We start from the raw sequence: 21,004 nt of genomic DNA, 5'->3' as shown, positions 1-21,004 counted from the left end.
TTCACGAAGCTATCCTTCAAAAATCTTCTTATTTTTTCAAATGATATGGAACTGTCGTAATAACAACATTTCTTTTATAAAGTAAATACGCACGTATGAGTAAACTGGATTGATTATGAAGAATGTTATGCCAACCTTTTTTCGGAATGAACTGTGGTATAACGACCGTAACGCGGTAATTCGATTCACTTGCCTTATATTGCACTGTATCAATGAACTTCGTTAGCGGCTGAATAATACTTCTATAATGAGAATGTAATGTAACAAGCCTTACTTCAGGTTGCCACACCTTCCATTTCTCTTCAAATTTCTTTTCCTCTTCTCTGTCAAAAGCAACATATACAGCGATAACTTGATCTGCCGAAAGAGATTTCGCATAGTTCAATGAATTTTCTACTACATGCGTCATACCTGCTACAGGAACGACAATTACATTCCCCTCAATTGGAATAAGAGGTTCACAAGTTTTTAAACTTAATTGATCACCCACTGCATCATAATGCTTCTTAATTCGATGAAACAAGAAGATAATAGCAGGTAAGAAAATAAGAATCGACCAAACTTGTGCAAATTTAGTTAAAAAGAACATGCTCATTACGATAAAACTAATAACTGCACCAATTAAATTAACCGTTAATTTTAAAACCCATCCTTCAGGTTTTTCGCGAAGCCACTTTAATACCATCCCTGTTTGAGAAAGTGTAAATGGAATAAATACCCCTACTGCATATAACGGAATTAAATGTTCTGTTTGTCCTTGGAAAGCTACAATTAAAATAATCGAAGCAACTCCAAGTATTATAATACCGTTTGAGTAACCTAGACGGTCTCCTCTAATCGTAAACATTCTCGGTATAAATTTATCTTTTGCGAGGTTAACCGCTAATAAAGGAAATGCAGAATAGCCTGTATTAGCTGCGAGAATTAATATTAAAGCTGTTGTACCTTGTATGAAATAGTACATGAAATTACGTCCAAATGTTTGTTCAGCAATTTGAGAAACAACTGTTACTTCTTTACTCGGCGTCACTCCGTAATAATAAGCTAAAAATACAATTCCTGAAAATAACACAGCAAGTAATGCACCCATTGCAAGCAATGTTTTTGCAGCATTGTTTGGCGCAGGATCTTTAAAGTTCGGAATTGCGTTTGAAATTGCTTCAACACCTGTTAAAGCAGAACTACCTGATGCAAATGCTCTTAACAGTAAAAACAAACTAATACCCGCAACCGGCGTTCCGATCGGCGTGTGTAAAGTTGGTGAAACGTGACCAGTCAAAATATTATATATGCCTACACCAATTAATATAAATAGGGCTAAAACAAATAAATAAACAGGATATGCTAAAACAGAAGCTGATTCCGTTACTCCTCTTAAATTTAAGATGGTAATAAATATAACAAATATAATCGCAATGATTACATTATGTGCATGTAAACTAGGAAAAGCAGATGTTAGCGCATCTGTACCTGCAGATACACTTACCGCAACAGTTAAAATATAGTCGACTAATAAAGATCCTCCAGCAATTAAGCCTGGATTCATCCCTAAATTTTCTTTTGATACAACATACGCTCCCCCGCCATGCGGATAAGCAAAAATAATTTGACGATAAGATAAAATAAGGGCTGTCAATAATACTAATACCCCAACAGCGATCGGAATGGAATACCAATAAGCGATCGCTCCCACACCTGCTAAAGCAATTAAAATTTGTTCTGGACCGTAAGCAACTGATGACAATGCGTCAGAAGATAAAATAGCTAAAGCTTTCGTTTTATTAAGCTTTTGTTCTCCAAGCTCTGTTGATTTTAACGGTCTTCCAATTAAAAATCTTTTAATAGATGAAACCAATGCTGTCCACTCTCCAATAATTTTGTACGAACTTTTCTGCTTGTTACAGCCAGTAAACTATTTCTTCAGAAAACAAAAAATGTCTACAAGCCATAGCGAAATAGACTTGTAGACATTATTTTTTTTGTCGCACAAGCTCCACCTTCCTTCTCAATATAACGCTTACGAGGTTAGCTGTCGGATTCGGGCCTATGAGTAGCCCTACCTTTTTCAAGGATTCACCCCATCGGATTATGTACTAATCCGTAAAAACGGGTCCCCCGTACCATGCGGTTTCAGCGATTTAGAAAATTGAAACTGTGGATTATAATACTCCTTTATTTTCAAAAAGTAAACAAAAATTTTTAATAAGAAAAAAATTAAAATGATTGCGCATAATCCGCTGAGAAATATACATAATGAATATTAAAAATCCGCAAAGGAGACCCATATGTCTAAAGAAAAGAAGCCTATTTTTTCCGATTCATATTTAGATGCAGTAGCAAATGAAATTAATCAGTTATATGGTAAACGTGAACAGGAAATAAATTTGACAGATAGAACGAAAAGAAATAAATAATTTGTCATACAAAAAAATAAAAAAGATAGCAATACACTTATATATTGCTATCTTTTTTATTTTTTCATACATCTAATTCTATTACAGATTTGTTAAAGGTCATCTCTTCATACACCTTTAAATTTTGATATATAGATTCTAATAATGGTGCCGCTATAGAAAATTTCTCTGCTACATCCAGTAAATATCCTTGCAAGTGCTTCCCTTCAATAAACGAACCCTTTTCCATATCACGTTGCATTGATGACTTCATATCATACGAAATTTTATCAATCGTTTTCATATGTTCCTGGGCAATATTAGCCTTTACTGGAGCTCCTAATACTCTCATGATTTGTACAGATTCCTCAAACACATTACGGATAAAATCACGGCCGCCTTCACTTTCACGGATTGGTCCAATTGGTGCACGCATTAACGTTGTCACACCTGACATTACAGTAATAAATAAATATTTATGCCACATATCTTGCGTAATATTTTCACTTAAAACAAAACTAGATTTCGTACCTGAAAATGCTTTAGAAATATGCTTTACTCTCTCTGAATTTTGAGACTTAATTTCTCCAAACACAAGTCTGTTGGCAGCGCTAGTTTGTACAATTTCTCCTTGATTGTTTAACGTCGTCTCGATAAAGCATAAACCGCCAATTACTTTTTCTTCGCCGAATTCTTTTTGTAATAGCGATAAATGAGCGATACCATTTAACAATGGAATGATTACAGTATTTTCGCCAACAAACGGCTTCAAATCTTGAATTGCCTCGTTTAAGTGATACGCTTTTGTTGAAAATAAAATGACATCAAATGGAGAAGTTCGCTCTTCTTTCGTTATTAATTTCGGTCGGAAGGAAAAATCCCCGTTAACACTTCGGATTACAAGTCCTCTTTCCTCTAATTGTTTTTTCCGTTTACTACGAACAAGAAACGTGACATCTTCTCCCTTCTCGACTAATCTGCCACCAAAAAATCCTCCGACTCCACCAGCGCCTAATACTAAAATCCGCATACAGCATCCCCCTTTTCAAAATACAATTTTATAACTTTTAGTATACATAACATTATACATGTTCCCTGCTAAATAAGCTGAATTTTCACTCTCAATTGAGTATAAAAGAGTGGTTATTTTCAAATAAATTTGGGCATGTTGTTTCTATAGCATATATGGAAAGGACACAATGTAGATGGAGGCAATACAATCAATTGAGGAAAAAGGTGTAGCAACAGCTATATTCCAATTTATATTCCCGTTTTCGTTTAAAGCTGGATATGAACAAAATATGTTCCCTTTCTTACAAAAAAACGATTTTCGTCCTTTTCGGCTCGATCATCTCGATGATGAAAATACATATTATGGGGAGTTTAAAGTTTCACATCAAAATATGGAAGCATACTATCTTTCATTTACAAATAAAATTCTCTTTCCTCATTCAGAGCATCAAAAGGGCTTGCAACGTTATTCAAAGGACCTTAACTTAACTGGACATTTAACAACAAACCTTATTTCAATTCCATTCAAGATACACTCTATTGATGTAACACTTTGTCCTTATGAACTTGGCTTCTTAACAATTCGAACAGAAGTAAACACTGCTCCAAACATGACTTTATCTGAAGCAATCGAATTCGCTGCTCGCTTCCGTGTACTTGAAACTAAAAATGATACAAATGAGACTATTTGTATTGAATGTAACGGAAAGAAGTATTCCCAAGTTGAAAAATTCATTTTTGGTTATTTATTTCATGGTGTAACTGATTTCTTTGAAAAGAAGAGATTAAGAAGTTCATACTTTCAAACCTTCCCTTTCTTTGAAGACCAAAGAATGTACGTTCAAACTTTATTGTCACTAAAAGAAGGTATGGAACTTAATGAAGTAGATGTTTATCGTACTTCTAGTCTTTCCGGATTAACAAGTGATGGTAAGCCCTATGTGAGTGCAAATAACCTTCCTTACATTCATGACTATTTAAAAAAACACGCTTACCAGAGATGGGCTCCAAATCGTTATTTCATAATGGAAGAACATATTTTTACATGTGTAACAAATGATGGAGAACGCGAAATCTCTAAACTTGCTAGTCAAATGTTCGGAGAATTTTATTACGCTTTATTATTAAACCTATTTCATAAAATTGTTTTATTAAAAATGGCAAACGCCTATGCTGAGCTAAACATTGAACAAGATACTAATGAAATAGAGAAATTAATTTATTCGATCAATTCGTTCACTGCTAATTATTTTTCTTTAGAATTAGTATCCCAATCACAAAGTGAAGATATTTTCTTTCGCTTAAGAAAACTTTTTAATATTGAGGTTCTATACTCGAATGCGAAACAAAATCTTGATAGTTTGTTTAAATATCAAGAAAATGTCGCCTCTAAAAAAGATAGCCTTTTATTATTAATTTTAACGCTCTACTCTGTAGTGGGCCAAATGTTAGGGTTTACTATGATCGACCTTTTAAGAAACACCGATTCAAACAAAATATCGTCACCTCTTGAATTTTTCGCTCTATTAATTGCGATTAGCGGCATTGTCATTTCACTTATTTTAGGAGCCCAAAGTTTATACCAATGGGGTCTACAGCATAAACAAAGAAAAGCTTGGGTAAAACAAACGGTACTGTCTGCTGTAAAAGAAAAAGAGGATAAAAACTAAAGAAGGTTATTTTCAAATTCTTGGTGTGCTACAGTAAGTGAAATTTTTATCAGCGATTTTTTAAATATATCGACTTACCGACAAAAAACGACAAATGACAGGACTGGATAATAAAAAAAGGGTACTCCAAAATAAAACTTGGAGTACCTTTTTATTATACGAATTCAGCTTACTTCCCTGCTTCGATTTTCTCTAATGCAGCAGCTACTTGTTCTTCAGTTAATTCATGTTGTATTACATAGCGGTTACGTGGACTTACACGACATTCATGAGAACATGCACGTAAATATTTCGCTTCGTTTTCTTCAGAACATAAAATTTTCTTATTACATTCTGGATTTGAACAGTTTACATAGCGCTCACATGGTTCACCTGTAAAGTGATCTTTACCAACGATAACATGTTCTTTTTGGTTTACTGGAACAGCGATACGTTCATCAAACACGTAACATTGCCCATCCCAAAGCTCACCTTGTACTTCTGGATCTTTTCCGTACGTTACAATTCCGCCGTGAAGCTGACTTACATCTTCATAACCTTCACGAACTAACCAACCAGAGAATTTCTCACAACGAATTCCACCTGTACAGTATGTTAAAATCTTTTTACCTTCAAGTGTTTCTTTGTTTTCTCTAATCCAATCTGGTAATTCACGGAATGATTCGATATCAGGTTTAATCGCGCCTTTGAAGTGTCCTAAATCAAACTCATAATCATTTCGTGCATCAATGATAACTGTATCTTCTTGTTTCATTGCCTCATAAAAATCTTTTGGCTCTAAATACTTCCCAGTTATTTCGTGTGGGTTAATGTCATCTTCTAGACGAAGTGTAACTAATTCTGGACGAGGACGTACGTGCATTTTCTTGAATGCATGCCCTTCTTCTTCATCTATTTTAAATACGATACCATCAAAACGTGGATCATTATTCATTGCTTCCATGTATTTCTCTGTTTGCTCTACAGTTCCAGAACAAGTTCCGTTAATACCTTCTTTTGCTACAAGAATTCTTCCTTTTAATTCAAGTGAATTACAAAATGCTAAATGCTCTGCAGCAAATTCTTCTGGGTTTTCAATTGTTGTGTACATGTAATATAGTAATACTCTGTATGGTTTTGTAGTTGCCAATGTATTTCTACCACCTATCTAATTTTTAAAATCATGTATAAGTTAACGTTCATATCAAAACATATATAATAAGAAAATGAATCCCATTTTCTTTTCTTTATACTATTTTCTATCAGTTAACAAAAATAAAAAACAAGATTACACATCATAACACTATGGTTATGTTGTAATCCCAATATATTATATATCATACAATTGCAATTCCATCAATTAATATGCTGTATTATCAGCTTTATGTTCACATAAATTTCAAAAACAGCCCTTTAATTCACTATGTTTCCCCATGTCATCACACCATAAACTCCCAATTCATTTTACATTATCACACCATCCATTGCATAAAGGCATATAATTTGCATTAAGGAAACTTTCGTGTTCAAATGAAATTATCACATAACATATTTAAATGTATTGAAATAATGAGTAAGAATAAATACAATAATTTCATCAAGTTAACATTTTAAAGGGGAAAACTACTATGAATAAAGATATAACAAAAGATAAACATCTCCCTTCTGAAAGTACAACTGTACAATCAGCTCACTTAGCTTTAAGTGGAGAAACAAAAGGCTGGAAAAGACTGTTACCATTTTTAGGACCCGCTTTTATCGCGTCCGTTGCTTATATTGATCCTGGCAACTTTGCTACAAATATCGCAGCTGGTTCACAATATGGATATTTACTATTATGGGTTATACTCGCTTCTAACTTAATGGCTGTATTAATCCAAACTTTATCGGCTAAATTAGGAATTGCTACAGGAAACAATTTACCCGAAATAGCTCGTGAAAACTTTCCAAAGCCTGTGTCTATCGGCTTATGGATACAAGGTGAACTAGTTATTATGGCTACAGATTTAGCGGAATTTATTGGAGCTGCTTTGGGGCTTTACTTACTATTTGGAATCCCGATGCTACCTGCCGCTTTAATTACAGCAGCCGGATCATTTATTATCCTTGAATTTCAACGTAGAGGATTTCGTCCACTAGAAGCTATTATTACAGGAATGATTTTCATTGTAGTAATTGCTTTTGGGATTCAAGTTTTTTATGCAAAACCAGAATTAAGTCCCCTTCTTTCAGGACTATTTATTCCAAAATTCCAAGGTGTAGACAGTATATTACTTGCAGCAGGGATTTTAGGTGCGACAGTTATGCCGCATGCAATATACTTGCATTCTGCATTAACACAACGCCGTGTGGTCGGAACAACTGACGAACAAAAGAAAAAGATTTTTCGTTTCGAATTTATCGATATTATTATTGCAATGGTTATCGCTGGAGCAATTAATGCGAGTATGTTAATTGTTGCAGCTGCACTATTTTTTAAAAATGGTATGCACGTTGAAGATTTAGATGTTGCTTACACTCAATTTACCAACTTAGTAGGTCCTATATCAGCTGCTTTGTTTGGAATTGGTCTGTTATCAGCCGGTTTATCAAGCTCTTCTGTCGGTACAATGTCAGGCGATATTATTATGCAAGGATTCATTCGCATGCATATTCCGTTATATTTACGCCGATTTATTACAATGATTCCACCACTAGTTATTATCGCTTTAGGTGTAAATCCAACTTACGCTCTAGTTATGAGTCAAGTTGTCTTATCATTCGGTATTGCATTTGCACTTGTACCACTTATTATGTTTACAAGTAATAAAAAGATTATAGGTGCACTCGTTAACCACCGTATAACAACATTTATCGCATGGATAATTGCTGCTCTCGTTATCGTTTTAAATATCTTCTTACTGTATCAAACATTTGTAGGGTAATGAAAAAAGGGTATTCCAATTTTTATTTGGAATACCCTTTTTCAATTCATTATTTGTATTAATCCTATAAACTCTTTTTAAGATAAATTATATAATCTATTTCCAGACAATAATTCCCTTACGCCTTGAATAATCTTTATTTTCAGATTAAATTATATAATAACAAATACATTCTATTTTCATGTGAAAAGGAGCGAAAATATGTTTCCTTTATTAAAAACTGAAAGACTCATTTTAAGAGAACTTACCGAAGAAGATGCACCGCGTATACTACAATGCTTTTCTAATACTAATGTACTGCGCTATTATGGCCAAAAACCGTTACAAGATGTTGATCAAGTGAAACAAATCATTCATAACTTTAAGTTGAGTTACAATGCAAGAAGCGGTATAAAATGGGGGATCGAATTAAAAGACAAGAAAGAACTTATCGGTACCATTGGTTTTCACGATTGGTCTTCTGAGCATAAACGAGCCAATATAAGTTATGCCTTTTTGCCTGAACACTGGGGAAAAGGATATGCGACTGAAGCTGTTTCTGAGGTTATATCATACGGTTTCCATACGATTCATTTAAAGCGGATTGGAGCAATTGTATTTCTTGAAAATGAAGCTTCCAATAAAGTACTATTAAAATTAGGCTTTGAAAAAGAAGGTGTTCTAAAAAATTATATGTATCAAAATGATATCCCATATGATACGAATTTTTACGCTTTATTAAAATCGATTTAATAGAATTCATGTGTAAAAAACCTTACTTTTAAAAAGTAAGGTTTTTTGTATTTATTCATTAGCAATATAAGCATTCTTATAAGTATAAATACCACCAAATTGATGCTTTTCAATTCCTTTTACATAATCCTTTTGTACATATGCTGAGCCAATATGATAAAGCGGCGCCACCGCAGCATCTTCTAATAATACCTGCTCGGCTTCTCGCAACGCTTCCCATCGTTTTTCCGTATCTAGTACAAAATCCGTTTTCGCTTTCTTTATTAATTCATCGTAACGAACATTAGAATAATTCATTTTATTATTCGGATTCCCTGTCGTAAATAACTCTAAATAACTAATTGGGTCTTTATAGTCAGGTCCCCAATTTGCCATAGTTATATCGTAATCACCTATTTGTTCTAACTGTAATTTTTGCTTAAATGGCTGTTGTTTAATTTGTATCGTTAACCCTTGCAAATTCTTCTCTAAATCACCTTTTATATATTCTGCCATACGTATTGCGTTATCTTGTTCGAACGTTAAGAACTCTAGGTTTACTTGTTCTACCCCAAGCTCTTTTTTCGCTTCTTCCCAAAGTTTTTTCGCATTTTGCAAATCATATGAGGAAATATCTCCATTTTCTTTTCTAAAATCTTTACCAGTCACTTCATTTACATGACCAACTGGTACAAGTCCACTTGCAGGTTTTGCTCCGTTATTAATAAAGTAAGCAACGAAATCATCTTTATTTAACGCTAATGAAATAGATTGACGCACCTTTTTATTTGCTAACGCGTTATTTTTTTCATTAAAACGAAGCATAGCAATTCCAGGATCACTCGACATATGTAATTCCTTATTCCCTTTATACTTGTCTACAACTTGCGAATTAATAGGTACTCGATCTAAATCTCCGGCTTCATATAAATTTACAGCTGTCATTGTATCCTTTACGATATGAAAGTTTATTTCGTCTAATTTCACTTTCTTTCGATCCCAATATGTAGCATTCTTCTTTAATTGAAACTCTTGTTCATGCTTCCATTTTTCTAATACAAATGGACCGTTATATATGAGATTACTAGGTTCCAATGCATAATTGTTTCCTTGTTCTTTCAAAAATGATTCATGCTGTGGTAAGTATATAGGTAGTGCTAACAACTGTAAAAAATACGGAATTGACTGTTCGAGTTCAACTTCTAACGTATAATTATTTATCGCTTTAACCCCAAGTGCATCAAGAGGCATTGTTCCCTTATTGATCTCTTTCGCATTTTTTACATAAAAGAGCATGGACGCATATTGAGAGGCTGTTTCAGGGTTAATTGCACGTTTCCAAGCAAATATAAAATCATTTGCTGTTACATTATCCCCATTTGACCATTTTGCATCTTTACGCAAGTCAAATGTATATTTCTTACCATCTTCACTTCTTTTAAACGATTTTGCTATGGCTGGAGTAGGCTGATCTTGATCGTTTAATACATATAACCCTTCAAATATATTCTGCATAATGTGTGCTGATGTACCATCTGTTGTTTTCACAGTGTCCAGAGAAGGAATTTCTTCTGATACTGTTACATTTAACACTTGTTTTTTAACCTCTATGTCACTTTTATCCGCTTTATTATTACAAGCTGTTAATAATAAAGATGTAACAAGTGCCATTACCATTAAATGGCTCTTTTTTCGCTTCATGAGTTGTTCTCCTTAAATATAAAATATTATAAAGCGTAATATATTATAGCAGAAATACTAACAGAAAGATGCGACATTCTTTTGAATATTAATTCGTTCAAGAAAAAAACTATCCTTTTAAAAGGATATGGATTACCTTGGAATCTTTTCGATTTTTAACGAAAAAAACATATAAACTAATAGGAGCTTAACTTTTCCTCAATAAAATCGAATTTAATTGTCGCTTCAATACATACTTTCTATTTTATAGCATCTAAATACCACAATACCAAATTAACATTTACGGATATTTTACGAAACTTTCGGAAATTAAGACGAATATTCTGGACTTATCGTTCCGGAATATTTATACTAAGTTACATGAATGGAGGTGTTATAAATTGGGTAGAAGTATTAGTTTTAACAAAGAACACGCTTTAAATAAAGCTATGCATTTATTCTGGGAAAAAGGTTATGATGCTACATATATATCAGATCTTATTGAAACGATGGGTATAAGTCGATCTACTCTCTACGATAGCTTTGGAGATAAGGATGCACTATTTAAACTAGTTTTGGAACATTATAAAAATTATGGCTCTCAAAAGAGAAATTTACTTTTTAGTGGTATAAACACAAAAGCATCACTTAAATCCTTTTTTTATCAACATATTGAAAAATGTTATTCAGGTGAAATTCCAAAAGGTTGTATGATAACTAATTCTTCACTGCTTATTGGACAAATTGACCCTGCCATAGAAGAAATACTCATAAATGATTTTAATGAACTTGAAAAAGTATTTAAGCAAGTTATCGAAGAAGGAAAAAAGAAAGGAGAAATTTCACAAGAGGTTGATACTGAATTAGTTGCATATTCTTTATTAAGTTTAAATCATAGTTTGAATGTAATGTCTAAATATAAAAAAGAGAAAAATTCAGCCTATCATCTAGTAGATAAGACTATTGCAGACCTATAGTCTTTCTTTTTTAATGATTTCGGAATGAACGTTCCAAAAAGAAAGGAATGATAAAATTGACTAAAAAGACAAATTTTCTAATATTTATTTTAGCAATTAGTTGTGGTTCACTTGCTGCAAATATTTATTATGCACAACCAATTGTACAATTCATTGCAAAAGATCTGAACATTTCTTCTGATTTATCTGGATTGCTCACTACTTTGACACAAATTGGGTATGGATTGGGGTTATTTTTTATCGTACCGATGGCTGATTTATTGAAAAGTAAGAAAATAATAGGAATTCTTATCGGGTTAACTATTTTTTCATTAATTGGTACGCTAATTTCGACAAACGGAATTATTTTTTTACTATTAACAACTATAATTGGCATTGGGGCCTGTGCAGCTCAAATGTTAGTTCCACTAACAATGAGAATCGTGCCAATTGAAGAGGCAGGTAAATATGTGGGTAAAGTGATGAGTGGTTTATTGATTGGGATTATGATTGCTCGCCCATTATCTATCGGAATAACAGAGTGGTTTAGCTGGAGAATGGTATTTCTTTTTTCATTAATAACCCTAGTTACCGTATTACTGTTAATTCTAAAATTTTTACCCAACTATGAAGTTATCTCAACTAGTAACATGACATATCCAAATTTAATAACTTCTATGGTAAAGCTACTAATAAATACTTCTCCTTTACAACAAAGAGCTTTTTATCACGCATGTTTATTTGCTGCATTTAGCCTTTATTGGACAGCTATTCCAATTTTATTAAGATCAGAGCCATTACATTTTTCAAATAATGAAATTGCATTATTTGGCTTTGTTGCAATTGCTGGAGCTTTATTAACTCCTACTATTGGTAAAATAGCAGATAAAGGTTATATTTTTACAATGACTAATGTATCATTGGCACTCGTACTATTATCGATCGTACTATTATTCTTTGTTCAAGATCATTCACTATTTAGCATAATTTTAATTCTTATCTCAGGTATCTGCATTGATATTGGTGTAGCAGGAAATTTATTATTAGGTCAAAAAATTATCTTTGGTTTGAATCCCGAGATAAGAAACAGACTTAATGGATTATATATGACTATTTTCTTTTTGGGAGGAGCCTTTGGTTCATGGATTGGAAGTTATACTTACTATAAATTTAATAGTGAAGTAACTTTACTCATTGGAGCTGCTTTACCTTTAATCGCCTTAATAGTTCATTTAATACACAATAATACAATAAGTTTATTAAAAACCAAAAATAAATACATGTCCTAACTATCAATGTACTCTAAAACTAGCGTCAACATCTAATTTTTTGGGTAGTGTTAGCATTATCACTTCTGTTGCAAAGTTTTAAAAAATATAGTGAGGTTTACAAATTAGAAATAGGCTGTGGAGAAGATTCTCTCCACAGCCTAAAAAAGTTATCTTTGTAAACCTCGTTTATAACGACTTGCTTCAAATATAATACGCTCTTCATCTAACGTTTTACATTCACCATTCCAAACGACACGTTTTCCGTTAATAATTACATCGCTTATATCTTTACCACTCGCAGCATATACAAGGTGTGATAACACTTCATCTGCTGGTTGTAGATGCGGCTTGTTAGACGGGTCAATCGTAATAAAATCAGCACACTTACCAGCTTCTAGTGACCCTGTTTGTTTCATCCCGATTACTTCCGCAGCTCCTTTTGTCGCAAGAGAAAGAGCTGTTTCAACTGGTAATGCTGTTGCATCTTGGTGAATACCTTTTTGTAATAAAGTCGCTATGCGCATTTCTTCAAACATGTCTAAATTATTGTTAGATGCAACACTATCTGTTGCAATTCCTACTTTTATTCCTGCTTCTAGCATCGCTTTTACATTCGCTATACCAGAACCTAGTTTTAAATTACTATTCGGATTATGAGCTACTCGAACATCATGTTCTGCTAAAAATGCACGCTCATCATCATTTAATACTACACCGTGTGCAATAACTGTTGGGCGTTTAAACAATCCGCAGCTCGCTGCATATTCTACTGGACGTTTTCCGTACTGTGCTTCAATATCACGTACTTCACGCTCTGTTTCAGAAAGGTGGATATGAACCATTGTTTGATTCTCTACTGCAATACGAGCACACTCTTCTAACAATTCTGTACTACATGTATATGGACTATGTGGTGCAACCATCGTAGTTAACATGCCACTTTCTTTATAATAACGCTTCACATATTTCTCAGCTTCTTCAATCGCTTTCTTTTCATCGTCTTTCGTTCCGAAGCTAAATAAAGTCCTTGAAACAGCAGCTCGCATCCCGCTCCTTGATACCGTTTCCATAATTGCGTCTTGATCTACTCCAATTGGATTAAACATGTCAGAGAATGATGTTGTACCACTTTTCACCATCTCAAGTAATCCTAATTCCGTACTAGCGACCGCAAGCTCTGGAGTAAATTGACTTTCCAGTGGCCAAATTCTCGTCTCAAGCCATGGCTGTAATAACATATCATCTCCAATACCTCTTAGGAGACTCATTACAACGTGTGTATGTGTATTTACAAGCCCTGGTAAAACCCACTTTCCTTTCATGTCAATTACTTCATCTACTTCAAAATCATTTGCAAATTCTCCGCTCTTTACATCTATAATTTGATCATTTTCTACAATGATATATCCATTTTCTATCACTTCGTTTTGTTCATTCATCGTTACAATTGTAGCGTTTACATAAGTTGTTTTCAAAAGTATTTCCCCTTTCAACTCTATGAAGTTCCCTTTAATGAAGTTACCACCATTATAGTAACTTATTAAAGATTAAGAGTCAAAAGATAATTTTAATTCTTTCGTTATTTTTCCCTTCAAAATGCTATATTGTTTTTCATTTGTATCTGCAAATGCTTCTTCCCGATTTGACTTTTCATCCATATAATTCAATTTCCCATTGAATTGAGTCTCTGTAAAATCAAATCTCTGCCCATCTATAAAGTTATAAAAGTGCCATACCTCTCTTACTTTTGTCTTTTTAATTTCTCCTCCGTATATGTCTTGAACGACAAGAGCTGTAACACCACATTGTCCCTTTGCTGGGTTTTCAATTGTCCACTTTGAACTCGTTTCAATCGACCACGATTTTATTAGTGCTTCATATATTCTTTTTTCCTTTACATCATCCATTCTAATCTTCCCCTACTATTAATAGTTTTACACATCATATTTCAAAAGAGGCAGTACACGACCCTTAAAGACAGTTGATGGTGTCTCTCCTATTAACTGTGCTCCCATTTTCAAGTAATATCCTTTTGCATTCGGATCACTATCAATTGTAAAACTTTTTAATCCTAGTTCATTGGCTTTTTCTATTACATACTCCCAAAGTATTTTCCCGTAACCTTTTCCTTTGTAATGAGGATGAATGTACAAGAAATCGAGAGCTTTATCATTACGTAAAAATGAGAAAAAACCAATCTTCGCATTATCGTTTTCTAAAACATATACAAAATTATTTTTTATGTACTCCTCCGTAATTGTTAAATCTTCCTTACAAGCAAGTATGAATTCTTCACTATAATTCCACGTTGCTTTTGAATGTAGTGCGAGTTCACTTAATTCATTTGCTTCACTTAATAATGCTTCTCTTATCTTCATGATTCTTTTTCCTCACTTTCAATATGTACACTACTAAATTGATTCGGAAAGCACTTCAAAAAAACCTTTAATTTCCATAAATTAGAAATTAATTTTATAAATCTTTATTATAATCAGTACGATTTTCAACAATTTTTTTAAAGAAAAAGAACGCCATCCCTAAAAGTTGGCGTTCTCTTTTTCTAAAATTTAATCTTCAAGCTCACTCATTCGTTTTACTATTTCGTACGATACAAACCTATACAGTTTCTACTACCGCTTCAAGCATTGTTCCATTTTTAGCATAGCTCGTATGCCAAGAAAAAGCTTTTTCTAAAATATGAGGAGTTTGTCCACCTCTTATTTTTGCTTCTTCGTAATAAGCTCGTAGCTGTTCACGATACATTGGATGTGCGCAATTCTCAATAATAAGTTCCACTCTTTCTCTTGGCGCAAGTCCCCTTAAGTCGGCATATCCCTGTTCAGTGACGATAACATCTACATCATGTTCAGTATGGTCTACATGAGAAACGAAAGGAACGATACTTGAAATGTTACCACCTTTCGCAATCGATTTAGTAACAAAGATAGCTAGGCGGGCATTTCTTGCAAAATCGCCAGACCCACCAATACCATTCATCATTTTTGTACCTAAAACGTGAGTAGAGTTAACATTTCCGTATATATCTAATTCTAATGCAGTATTAATTGAGATTAATCCAAGGCGACGAATAATTTCAGGATGATTGGAAATCTCTTGTGGACGCATCATTAATTTGTCACGATATTTTTCAAAGTTAGAAAATACTTGTTGCATTTTCTCTTCAGAAAGCGTGATAGAACAACAAGAAGCAAAATTGACTTTTCCAGCATCCATAAGATCAAAAACTGCATCTTGTAAAACCTCGGAATATACTTCTAAATCTTCAAATTCTGAATCTAATATTCCATGCAATACGGCGTTAGCCACTGAACCAATTCCTGATTGTAACGGCGCTAAACGATTTGTTAATCGGCCTACTTTGACTTCTTCTCGAAGGAATTCTATTAAATGCTGTGCCATAATAACAGTTTCTTCATCCGGAGGAACAATTGTCGATGGCGAATCCAATTGATTCGTAAACACAATTCCCTTTACTTTTTCAGGATCAATTGGAATACCGATTGTTCCAATTCGGTCATCTGTTTTCACAAGCGGAATTGGAAGCCTCTCCCCTTGTTTACCTGGTTCATATAGATCATGTAGCCCCTCTAATTGTGCGGATTGAGCCATATTCATTTCAATAATAATAGACTTAGCATTTAAGGAAAACGCTAAGGAATTTCCAATTGAAGTGGTTGGAATAATCATTCCGTCCTCTGTAATCGCAACCGCTTCCACAATGGCGAAATCTATATCCAGAACGTCAGCACGGAGTAACTCTGCTGTATGAGACAAGTGTTGATCCACAAATAAAAAGTCTCCGTTATTAATTCCTTTTCGCATAGTCGCGTCAGCTTGGAAAGGTAATCTTTTCCCTAAAATTCCTGCCTCAGCAAATAATTTGTCTACATCCGATCCTAAAGAAGCCCCAGTATAAACATTTACTTTAAAAGATTCATCATTCTTAACTCGGTTTACAAGCGCAAATGGGACTGCTTTTACATCACCTGCACGTGTAAACCCACTTAAGCCTAAAGTCATTCCACTTTGAATCCAGGAAGCTGCTTCTTCAGGTGTAACTACCCGATCTTTTAGACGTTGATCTCTGATTCTATCTAAATTGTTCTCCATATGTAATCCCTCTCTCATTGAATATTCATAATTATTTTACACATTAACACTATCAAAATAGGGATTTTAGTATACAATGCCGAAAATTCAGACAGAACAGCAAATCTAGGTTCTAAAGCAGAAAAATTTAGAATCCTAGAAGTTTACGGAAATAACTAGCGTATGATTGACTAACTGGTACTCTCTCACCATTATCCATTGAAAGTACAAAAGTAGAATGGGTATCAGGATAAATCGCTTTAATATGATTAACATTTACAATAAACGAACGGTGACATCTAATAAATGAATCTTTCGGAAGCAAGTATTCGAATTCTTGCAGAGAGTATTTATGTGTTCCTGATAACTCTTCTGAATTCACATACGTCTTTTTATCTTTAGCCTCTAAATACATAACCTTTGAAAAAGGAACCGGAATCCAGCCGTCTGTTGTTTTTAAAGTAACAACTGACTTTCCATCCGTTAAAGCTGGATAAATTGCCGTTACGCACCCTTCAAGCTTTCCATTGTTTGAAAATGGTACAGCCATTCCATGATAAGGAATACCCAAAACATCCCGATTAATAAACTCAGAGGTTTTTTGATTCATCACCATCGCTTTATGAGCAATCGTTCCTTCTTTTATAGGATCCCCGACACTAATCTTTAAATCAATTCGTTTACTTGGCCGATAGTAAATATATTCTTTCGTATTCGAAACAGCAATTGAAATTTCATCTGAAAATAATTCCCCAACAACATCTAGTAATAAACCTAACGTTCTATCTTCCATTCTATTAACACCTCATTCACTATTATACTACTATTATGAACAGGCATCTGTTGCTTTATAAAAAGTTTGATTTTAAGTTACTTTTAAAATTAGTTTTATTCACTATTACTTCGTTACTACAAAAAACCTCACTTCAGAAAAGTGAGGTTTCCTCTCATACAATATTTCTTTATTTTTTGAACGACTATAGAATAAGATTTATTTTTTATTAAGTAAAGTGAATTTAAGAATTTATTGCCCCTATTTCTGTATAATAAATAATCCCAAACTACAAACAGTTTGGGATTATCTTTCTCATTTATTATGCGCATCTAACCACGAAATTAAATCTTTAAATACTTCATCCTTATTTACTTCATGAAACATTTCATGTCTACCATTTTCATATAAACGTAGTGTCACGTCTTTCACACCACATTTTTTATAGTTTTCATATACTTCTTTTACACCTTTCCCCATATCGCCAACAGGATCACGATCACCAGAGAATATATGTATTGGAAGATTCTTTGGCGTCTTCTTGTATTCTTCTAGTTTATTTACTTCTAATACTCCAGAAAATAATTCTCGGTAAAAACTCGTCGTACAAATGAAACCACATAACGGATCCGCAATATATTTATCAACTTGATTATTATCTGAAGATAACCAATCAAATTTTGTACGATTTGGCTTAAAGTTCGAATTGAAGTTTCCGAAAGATAAAAAGTTTAACATTGGACTTTTCGTTTTTGCCCCGCGCAATTTCATTTCGATTGTTGCTACTTTATGACCAATAGCTCCTAAAAGCCCTGGATTTCCACCTGTTCCTGAAATTAGAAATCCATCATATAGTTCACCCCTAAGTTGTACAGCACGTCTTGATAAAAAAGAACCCATACTATGTCCAAGTAAAAACAAAGGACTTGACTGTTCTTCTTTTATCCTTTCTGAAACAAAGATAACATCCGATACAACTTGATTCCACCCTATATTTGGTTCAAAATGACCATAATCTTCTTCTATTTTTACTGTTTTCCCATGTCCTTTATGATCATGCGCATAAACACCATAACCTGCTTCCAATAAAGCATCTACAAATTCTGTATACACCCCTGCATGCTCTGTCATGCCATGTGCAATCTGAATAATTCCTCTCGGATCTCCTTCTGGTAACCATTTACGCAAATAAATTTCCGATCCATCCAATGCCGTAACGAAACTTTCCTGTACATTCATTTCGTCAGCCCCCAAATTTATTATGTATACCTTTAAGAAAAATGAATATCCATTCACTTTTCTTATTTTATATTATATGTAATTGCTTTCATTATGACAAATGATGTATTTTTCAGACTTGCTTTCAAACTAATCTCTTGACGAACCAAAAATAAAATTATATAGTTACTTACATAAAGTAATTATATAATTTTTAGGAGGTTTCTACTATTATGATGCCATCACTATTTTTAGCACATGGTTCGCCTATGCTCGCTATTCAAGATACAGACTATACACGATTTTTAAAAACACTTGGAGAAACATATAAACCGAAAGCAATTGTTATTTTCACTGCTCACTGGGAAACTGAAGTATTAACGATTTCCTCATCAGATAACGAATATGAAACAATTTATGATTTTGGAGGTTTCCCCCCTGAGTTATACGAAATCAAATATCGTGCGAAAGGCTCTTCTAGCATTGTATCTATGTTAGAAACAAAATTTAGAAACAAAGGTATTTCAGTCCATCATAATATGACCAGAGGTTTAGATCATGGTTCATGGACACTCCTGCACCGCATGTATCCAGAAGCAAATATTCCTGTCGTGCAAATATCAGTAAATCCATTCCTTTCTGCAAAAGAACAATTTGAAATTGGAGAAGCACTTAAAGGACTCGGACAAGAAGATATTTTAGTAATCGGTAGTGGCGTTACCGTTCATAATTTACGAGCACTGAAATGGAATCAAACTACACCTGAAAAATGGGCAATTGAATTTGATGATTGGATTATTAAACATATGCAGAATAACGATAAAGATGCATTGTTTAATTGGGAGAATAATGCTCCTCATGCACAATTAGCCGTACCAAGAGCAGAGCATTTTGTTCCTTTGTTTATTGCAATGGGAAGTGGCGAGAATAGCGGTGAAGTCATTCACCGTAGTTATGAGCTTGGTACATTAAGTTATCTCTGTCTTCGATTTTAAAGAAAAAGGATGAAGCACATGTTGCTTCATCCTTTTTCTTTTTCATTCACTTAGTTAACTAACTTCCAAACGTTGTTTCTCTGATACTTCTTCGTTCTTATTATGAAAATAAACCCAAATACACGCAATAAATAATAGTGATGATGTAGAGAGGAAAACATATTGGAAGCCTGCATGCGCTGCAATTTGTCCCCCGAGCACTGGCCCAATCATATTTCCTAAAAACTGAAACGACTGATTATATCCAAATATTCGTCCCGTAACATGGGTTGGTGTATGTTGTTTTAGTAGAGTTTGTACGGAAGGCAATAATCCTGCTTGTGCGATACCTAATAAAAATCGAAGAATTAATAGTTGCCAAGCTGAGGTTACAAATGCTTGCGGGATAAAAATAATTCCTGCTGCAAATAACGCTACAACTAACGTTTTTTGAGGACCGATATGATCTGATAATCTTCCTAGTCTTGGTGCTGCCAAAATAACTGCTAATCCTGTCGCTGACATAACTGCACCCGCAATTGTTTCAATATGTGCAGTATGAGGACCTACTAAATTTTTCACGTACAATGTAACAATTGGTTGAACTGACATATTAGCAAGTTGAATAATAAATGTTGTTACAAATAAACTAATAATTAAATGCTTCGCTGGGACCATCGTCCATACTTTTTTCGGCTGTGTTTTTTTTGCTTGAGCAGAGTGATTTTCTTCATGCAGAAAGAAAAAAACGATGAGAAAGGAAAGGAATAAAAAAGCTCCTGTAACAAGAAAGACATGACGCATTCCAATTAACTCAGACAAATAACCTCCAAGTAACGGGCCAAGTAACGAACCGCTCACACCACCAGTTGAAATTGTGGAAATCGCCCAACCTGAATGTTCTTTCGGAGTTTCTGCTGCAATAAATGTCATCGCTGTTGAAAGGAAACCAGATACTGCTCCCATTAAAAATCTTAGTGCGACTAGTTGATACACATCCGTTACAAATCCCATAAGCGTCATAATAATCGCCATACCAAGGCTAGCACGAATAAGCATCAATTTCCGTCCATGTATATCACCAAGCTTCCCCCATATTGGTGATACAATCGCACCCATTAAAAATGTTACACCAAATGCAAGTCCCGACCACTGTGCAATGCTTGAAGTGCCAGTTACTCCTAATTCCTCAATATAAAAAGATAAGAAAGGAATTACTAAACTCATACCGGCTGCAGTGGTAAAACAACCTAGCCAACAAATCATTAAATTCCGTTTCCAGCTGGCCATTTTCACACCTTCTTTCTTTAGATACCCATTCTACACCCTTTCTTG

Annotated in this window: 18 protein-coding genes and 1 riboswitch; of the genes, 7 read left to right on the top strand and 11 right to left on the bottom strand. The window is 33.9% G+C overall.

Annotated features, from left to right (window positions below):
• Positions 1-28: 28 nt before the first annotated feature.
• Entirely contained in the window at positions 29-1,855 is a 1,827-nt protein-coding gene (locus BUA87_RS00760; protein ID WP_000254901.1) for an APC family permease, read from the bottom strand.
• Between the two features lie 144 nt (positions 1,856-1,999).
• Positions 2,000-2,146: riboswitch (cyclic di-AMP (ydaO/yuaA leader) on the bottom strand.
• 139 nt (positions 2,147-2,285) lie between these two features.
• Between BUA87_RS00760 and BUA87_RS31560 the strand changes: the two genes are divergently transcribed.
• Positions 2,286-2,414: a hypothetical protein gene (locus tag BUA87_RS31560; protein ID WP_000031873.1), complete on the top strand. Its 129-nt coding sequence runs from the start codon at positions 2,286-2,288 to the stop codon at positions 2,412-2,414.
• Between the two features lie 64 nt (positions 2,415-2,478).
• Here BUA87_RS31560 and panE read toward each other — a convergent pair whose 3' ends face one another.
• The gene (panE, locus tag BUA87_RS00755) at positions 2,479-3,423 is read right to left on the bottom strand and encodes a 2-dehydropantoate 2-reductase (protein WP_001221913.1); all 945 of its coding nucleotides are present in this window, start codon (positions 3,421-3,423) and stop codon (positions 2,479-2,481) included.
• 175 nt (positions 3,424-3,598) lie between these two features.
• Here panE and BUA87_RS00750 point away from each other — a divergent pair, with 175 nt between their 5' ends.
• On the top strand, positions 3,599-5,074 hold the full coding sequence (locus BUA87_RS00750; RefSeq protein WP_000387439.1) for a hypothetical protein: 1,476 nt from the start codon (positions 3,599-3,601) through the stop codon (positions 5,072-5,074).
• Between the two features lie 169 nt (positions 5,075-5,243).
• Here BUA87_RS00750 and BUA87_RS00745 read toward each other — a convergent pair whose 3' ends face one another.
• Positions 5,244-6,203: an oxygen-dependent tRNA uridine(34) hydroxylase TrhO gene (locus BUA87_RS00745; RefSeq protein ID WP_000246224.1), complete on the bottom strand. Its 960-nt coding sequence runs from the start codon at positions 6,201-6,203 to the stop codon at positions 5,244-5,246.
• A gap of 478 nt (positions 6,204-6,681) precedes the next feature.
• Here BUA87_RS00745 and BUA87_RS00740 point away from each other — a divergent pair, with 478 nt between their 5' ends.
• Complete coding sequence (locus BUA87_RS00740; protein ID WP_072938195.1) at positions 6,682-7,977, top strand: Nramp family divalent metal transporter; 1,296 nt, start codon at positions 6,682-6,684, stop codon at positions 7,975-7,977.
• Positions 7,978-8,178: 201 nt separating this feature from the next.
• A complete protein-coding gene (locus BUA87_RS00735) occupies positions 8,179-8,709 on the top strand; it encodes a GNAT family N-acetyltransferase (protein ID WP_000484226.1) in 531 nt (176 codons plus the stop codon).
• A 51-nt stretch (positions 8,710-8,760) separates the two neighbouring features.
• Here BUA87_RS00735 and BUA87_RS00730 read toward each other — a convergent pair whose 3' ends face one another.
• Complete coding sequence (locus tag BUA87_RS00730) at positions 8,761-10,389, bottom strand: peptide ABC transporter substrate-binding protein (protein WP_072938192.1); 1,629 nt, start codon at positions 10,387-10,389, stop codon at positions 8,761-8,763.
• A gap of 380 nt (positions 10,390-10,769) precedes the next feature.
• On the opposite strand from BUA87_RS00730, the gene BUA87_RS00725 reads away from it, so the two are divergent.
• Together BUA87_RS00725 and BUA87_RS00720 are read left to right on the top strand one after the other, a co-directional pair.
• Positions 10,770-11,345, top strand: coding sequence for a TetR/AcrR family transcriptional regulator (locus BUA87_RS00725; RefSeq protein ID WP_000533752.1), 576 nt, complete (start codon positions 10,770-10,772; stop codon positions 11,343-11,345).
• Positions 11,346-11,392: 47 nt separating this feature from the next.
• Positions 11,393-12,613, top strand: a complete 1,221-nt coding sequence (locus BUA87_RS00720; RefSeq protein WP_081367225.1) for an MFS transporter — start codon at positions 11,393-11,395, stop codon at positions 12,611-12,613.
• Between the two features lie 149 nt (positions 12,614-12,762).
• On the opposite strand, the gene BUA87_RS00715 is transcribed toward BUA87_RS00720, so the two are convergent.
• The 6 genes from BUA87_RS00715 to BUA87_RS00690 all read right to left on the bottom strand — a co-directional run bounded on the left by BUA87_RS00715 (position 12,763) and on the right by BUA87_RS00690 (position 18,716).
• Positions 12,763-14,088, bottom strand: coding sequence for a bifunctional S-methyl-5'-thioadenosine deaminase/S-adenosylhomocysteine deaminase (locus tag BUA87_RS00715; RefSeq protein WP_002093942.1), 1,326 nt, complete (start codon positions 14,086-14,088; stop codon positions 12,763-12,765).
• 54 nt (positions 14,089-14,142) lie between these two features.
• Entirely contained in the window at positions 14,143-14,502 is a 360-nt protein-coding gene (locus BUA87_RS00710; protein WP_000342909.1) for a YunG family protein, read from the bottom strand.
• A gap of 27 nt (positions 14,503-14,529) precedes the next feature.
• Positions 14,530-14,973 (bottom strand): GNAT family N-acetyltransferase, encoded by a 444-nt coding sequence (locus BUA87_RS00705; protein ID WP_000701896.1) that lies wholly within the window; start codon positions 14,971-14,973, stop codon positions 14,530-14,532.
• A 238-nt stretch (positions 14,974-15,211) separates the two neighbouring features.
• Positions 15,212-16,726 (bottom strand): acetyl-CoA hydrolase/transferase family protein, encoded by a 1,515-nt coding sequence (locus tag BUA87_RS00700; protein ID WP_072938189.1) that lies wholly within the window; start codon positions 16,724-16,726, stop codon positions 15,212-15,214.
• Between the two features lie 127 nt (positions 16,727-16,853).
• Positions 16,854-17,498 carry a LytTR family DNA-binding domain-containing protein gene (locus BUA87_RS00695; RefSeq protein WP_072938186.1) on the bottom strand — a complete coding sequence of 215 codons (645 nt, stop codon included), beginning with the start codon at positions 17,496-17,498 and terminating at the stop codon, positions 16,854-16,856.
• Positions 17,499-17,792: 294 nt separating this feature from the next.
• Entirely contained in the window at positions 17,793-18,716 is a 924-nt protein-coding gene (locus BUA87_RS00690) for an alpha/beta hydrolase (protein ID WP_072938183.1), read from the bottom strand.
• A 212-nt stretch (positions 18,717-18,928) separates the two neighbouring features.
• Here BUA87_RS00690 and BUA87_RS00685 point away from each other — a divergent pair, with 212 nt between their 5' ends.
• Positions 18,929-19,690 carry a DODA-type extradiol aromatic ring-opening family dioxygenase gene (locus tag BUA87_RS00685; RefSeq protein WP_072938181.1) on the top strand — a complete coding sequence of 254 codons (762 nt, stop codon included), beginning with the start codon at positions 18,929-18,931 and terminating at the stop codon, positions 19,688-19,690.
• 54 nt (positions 19,691-19,744) lie between these two features.
• On the opposite strand, the gene BUA87_RS00680 is transcribed toward BUA87_RS00685, so the two are convergent.
• Entirely contained in the window at positions 19,745-20,959 is a 1,215-nt protein-coding gene (locus BUA87_RS00680; RefSeq protein WP_000179302.1) for a multidrug efflux MFS transporter, read from the bottom strand.
• Between the last annotated feature and the right edge of the window lie 45 nt (positions 20,960-21,004).

It is taken from the genome of Bacillus sp. bc15 (assembly GCF_900142585.1).
Lineage (GTDB): Bacteria > Bacillota > Bacilli > Bacillales > Bacillaceae_G > Bacillus_A > Bacillus_A cereus.
Note: the sequence above shows the minus strand (reverse complement) of the source record. Positions and strands in the feature narration are given on the sequence as shown.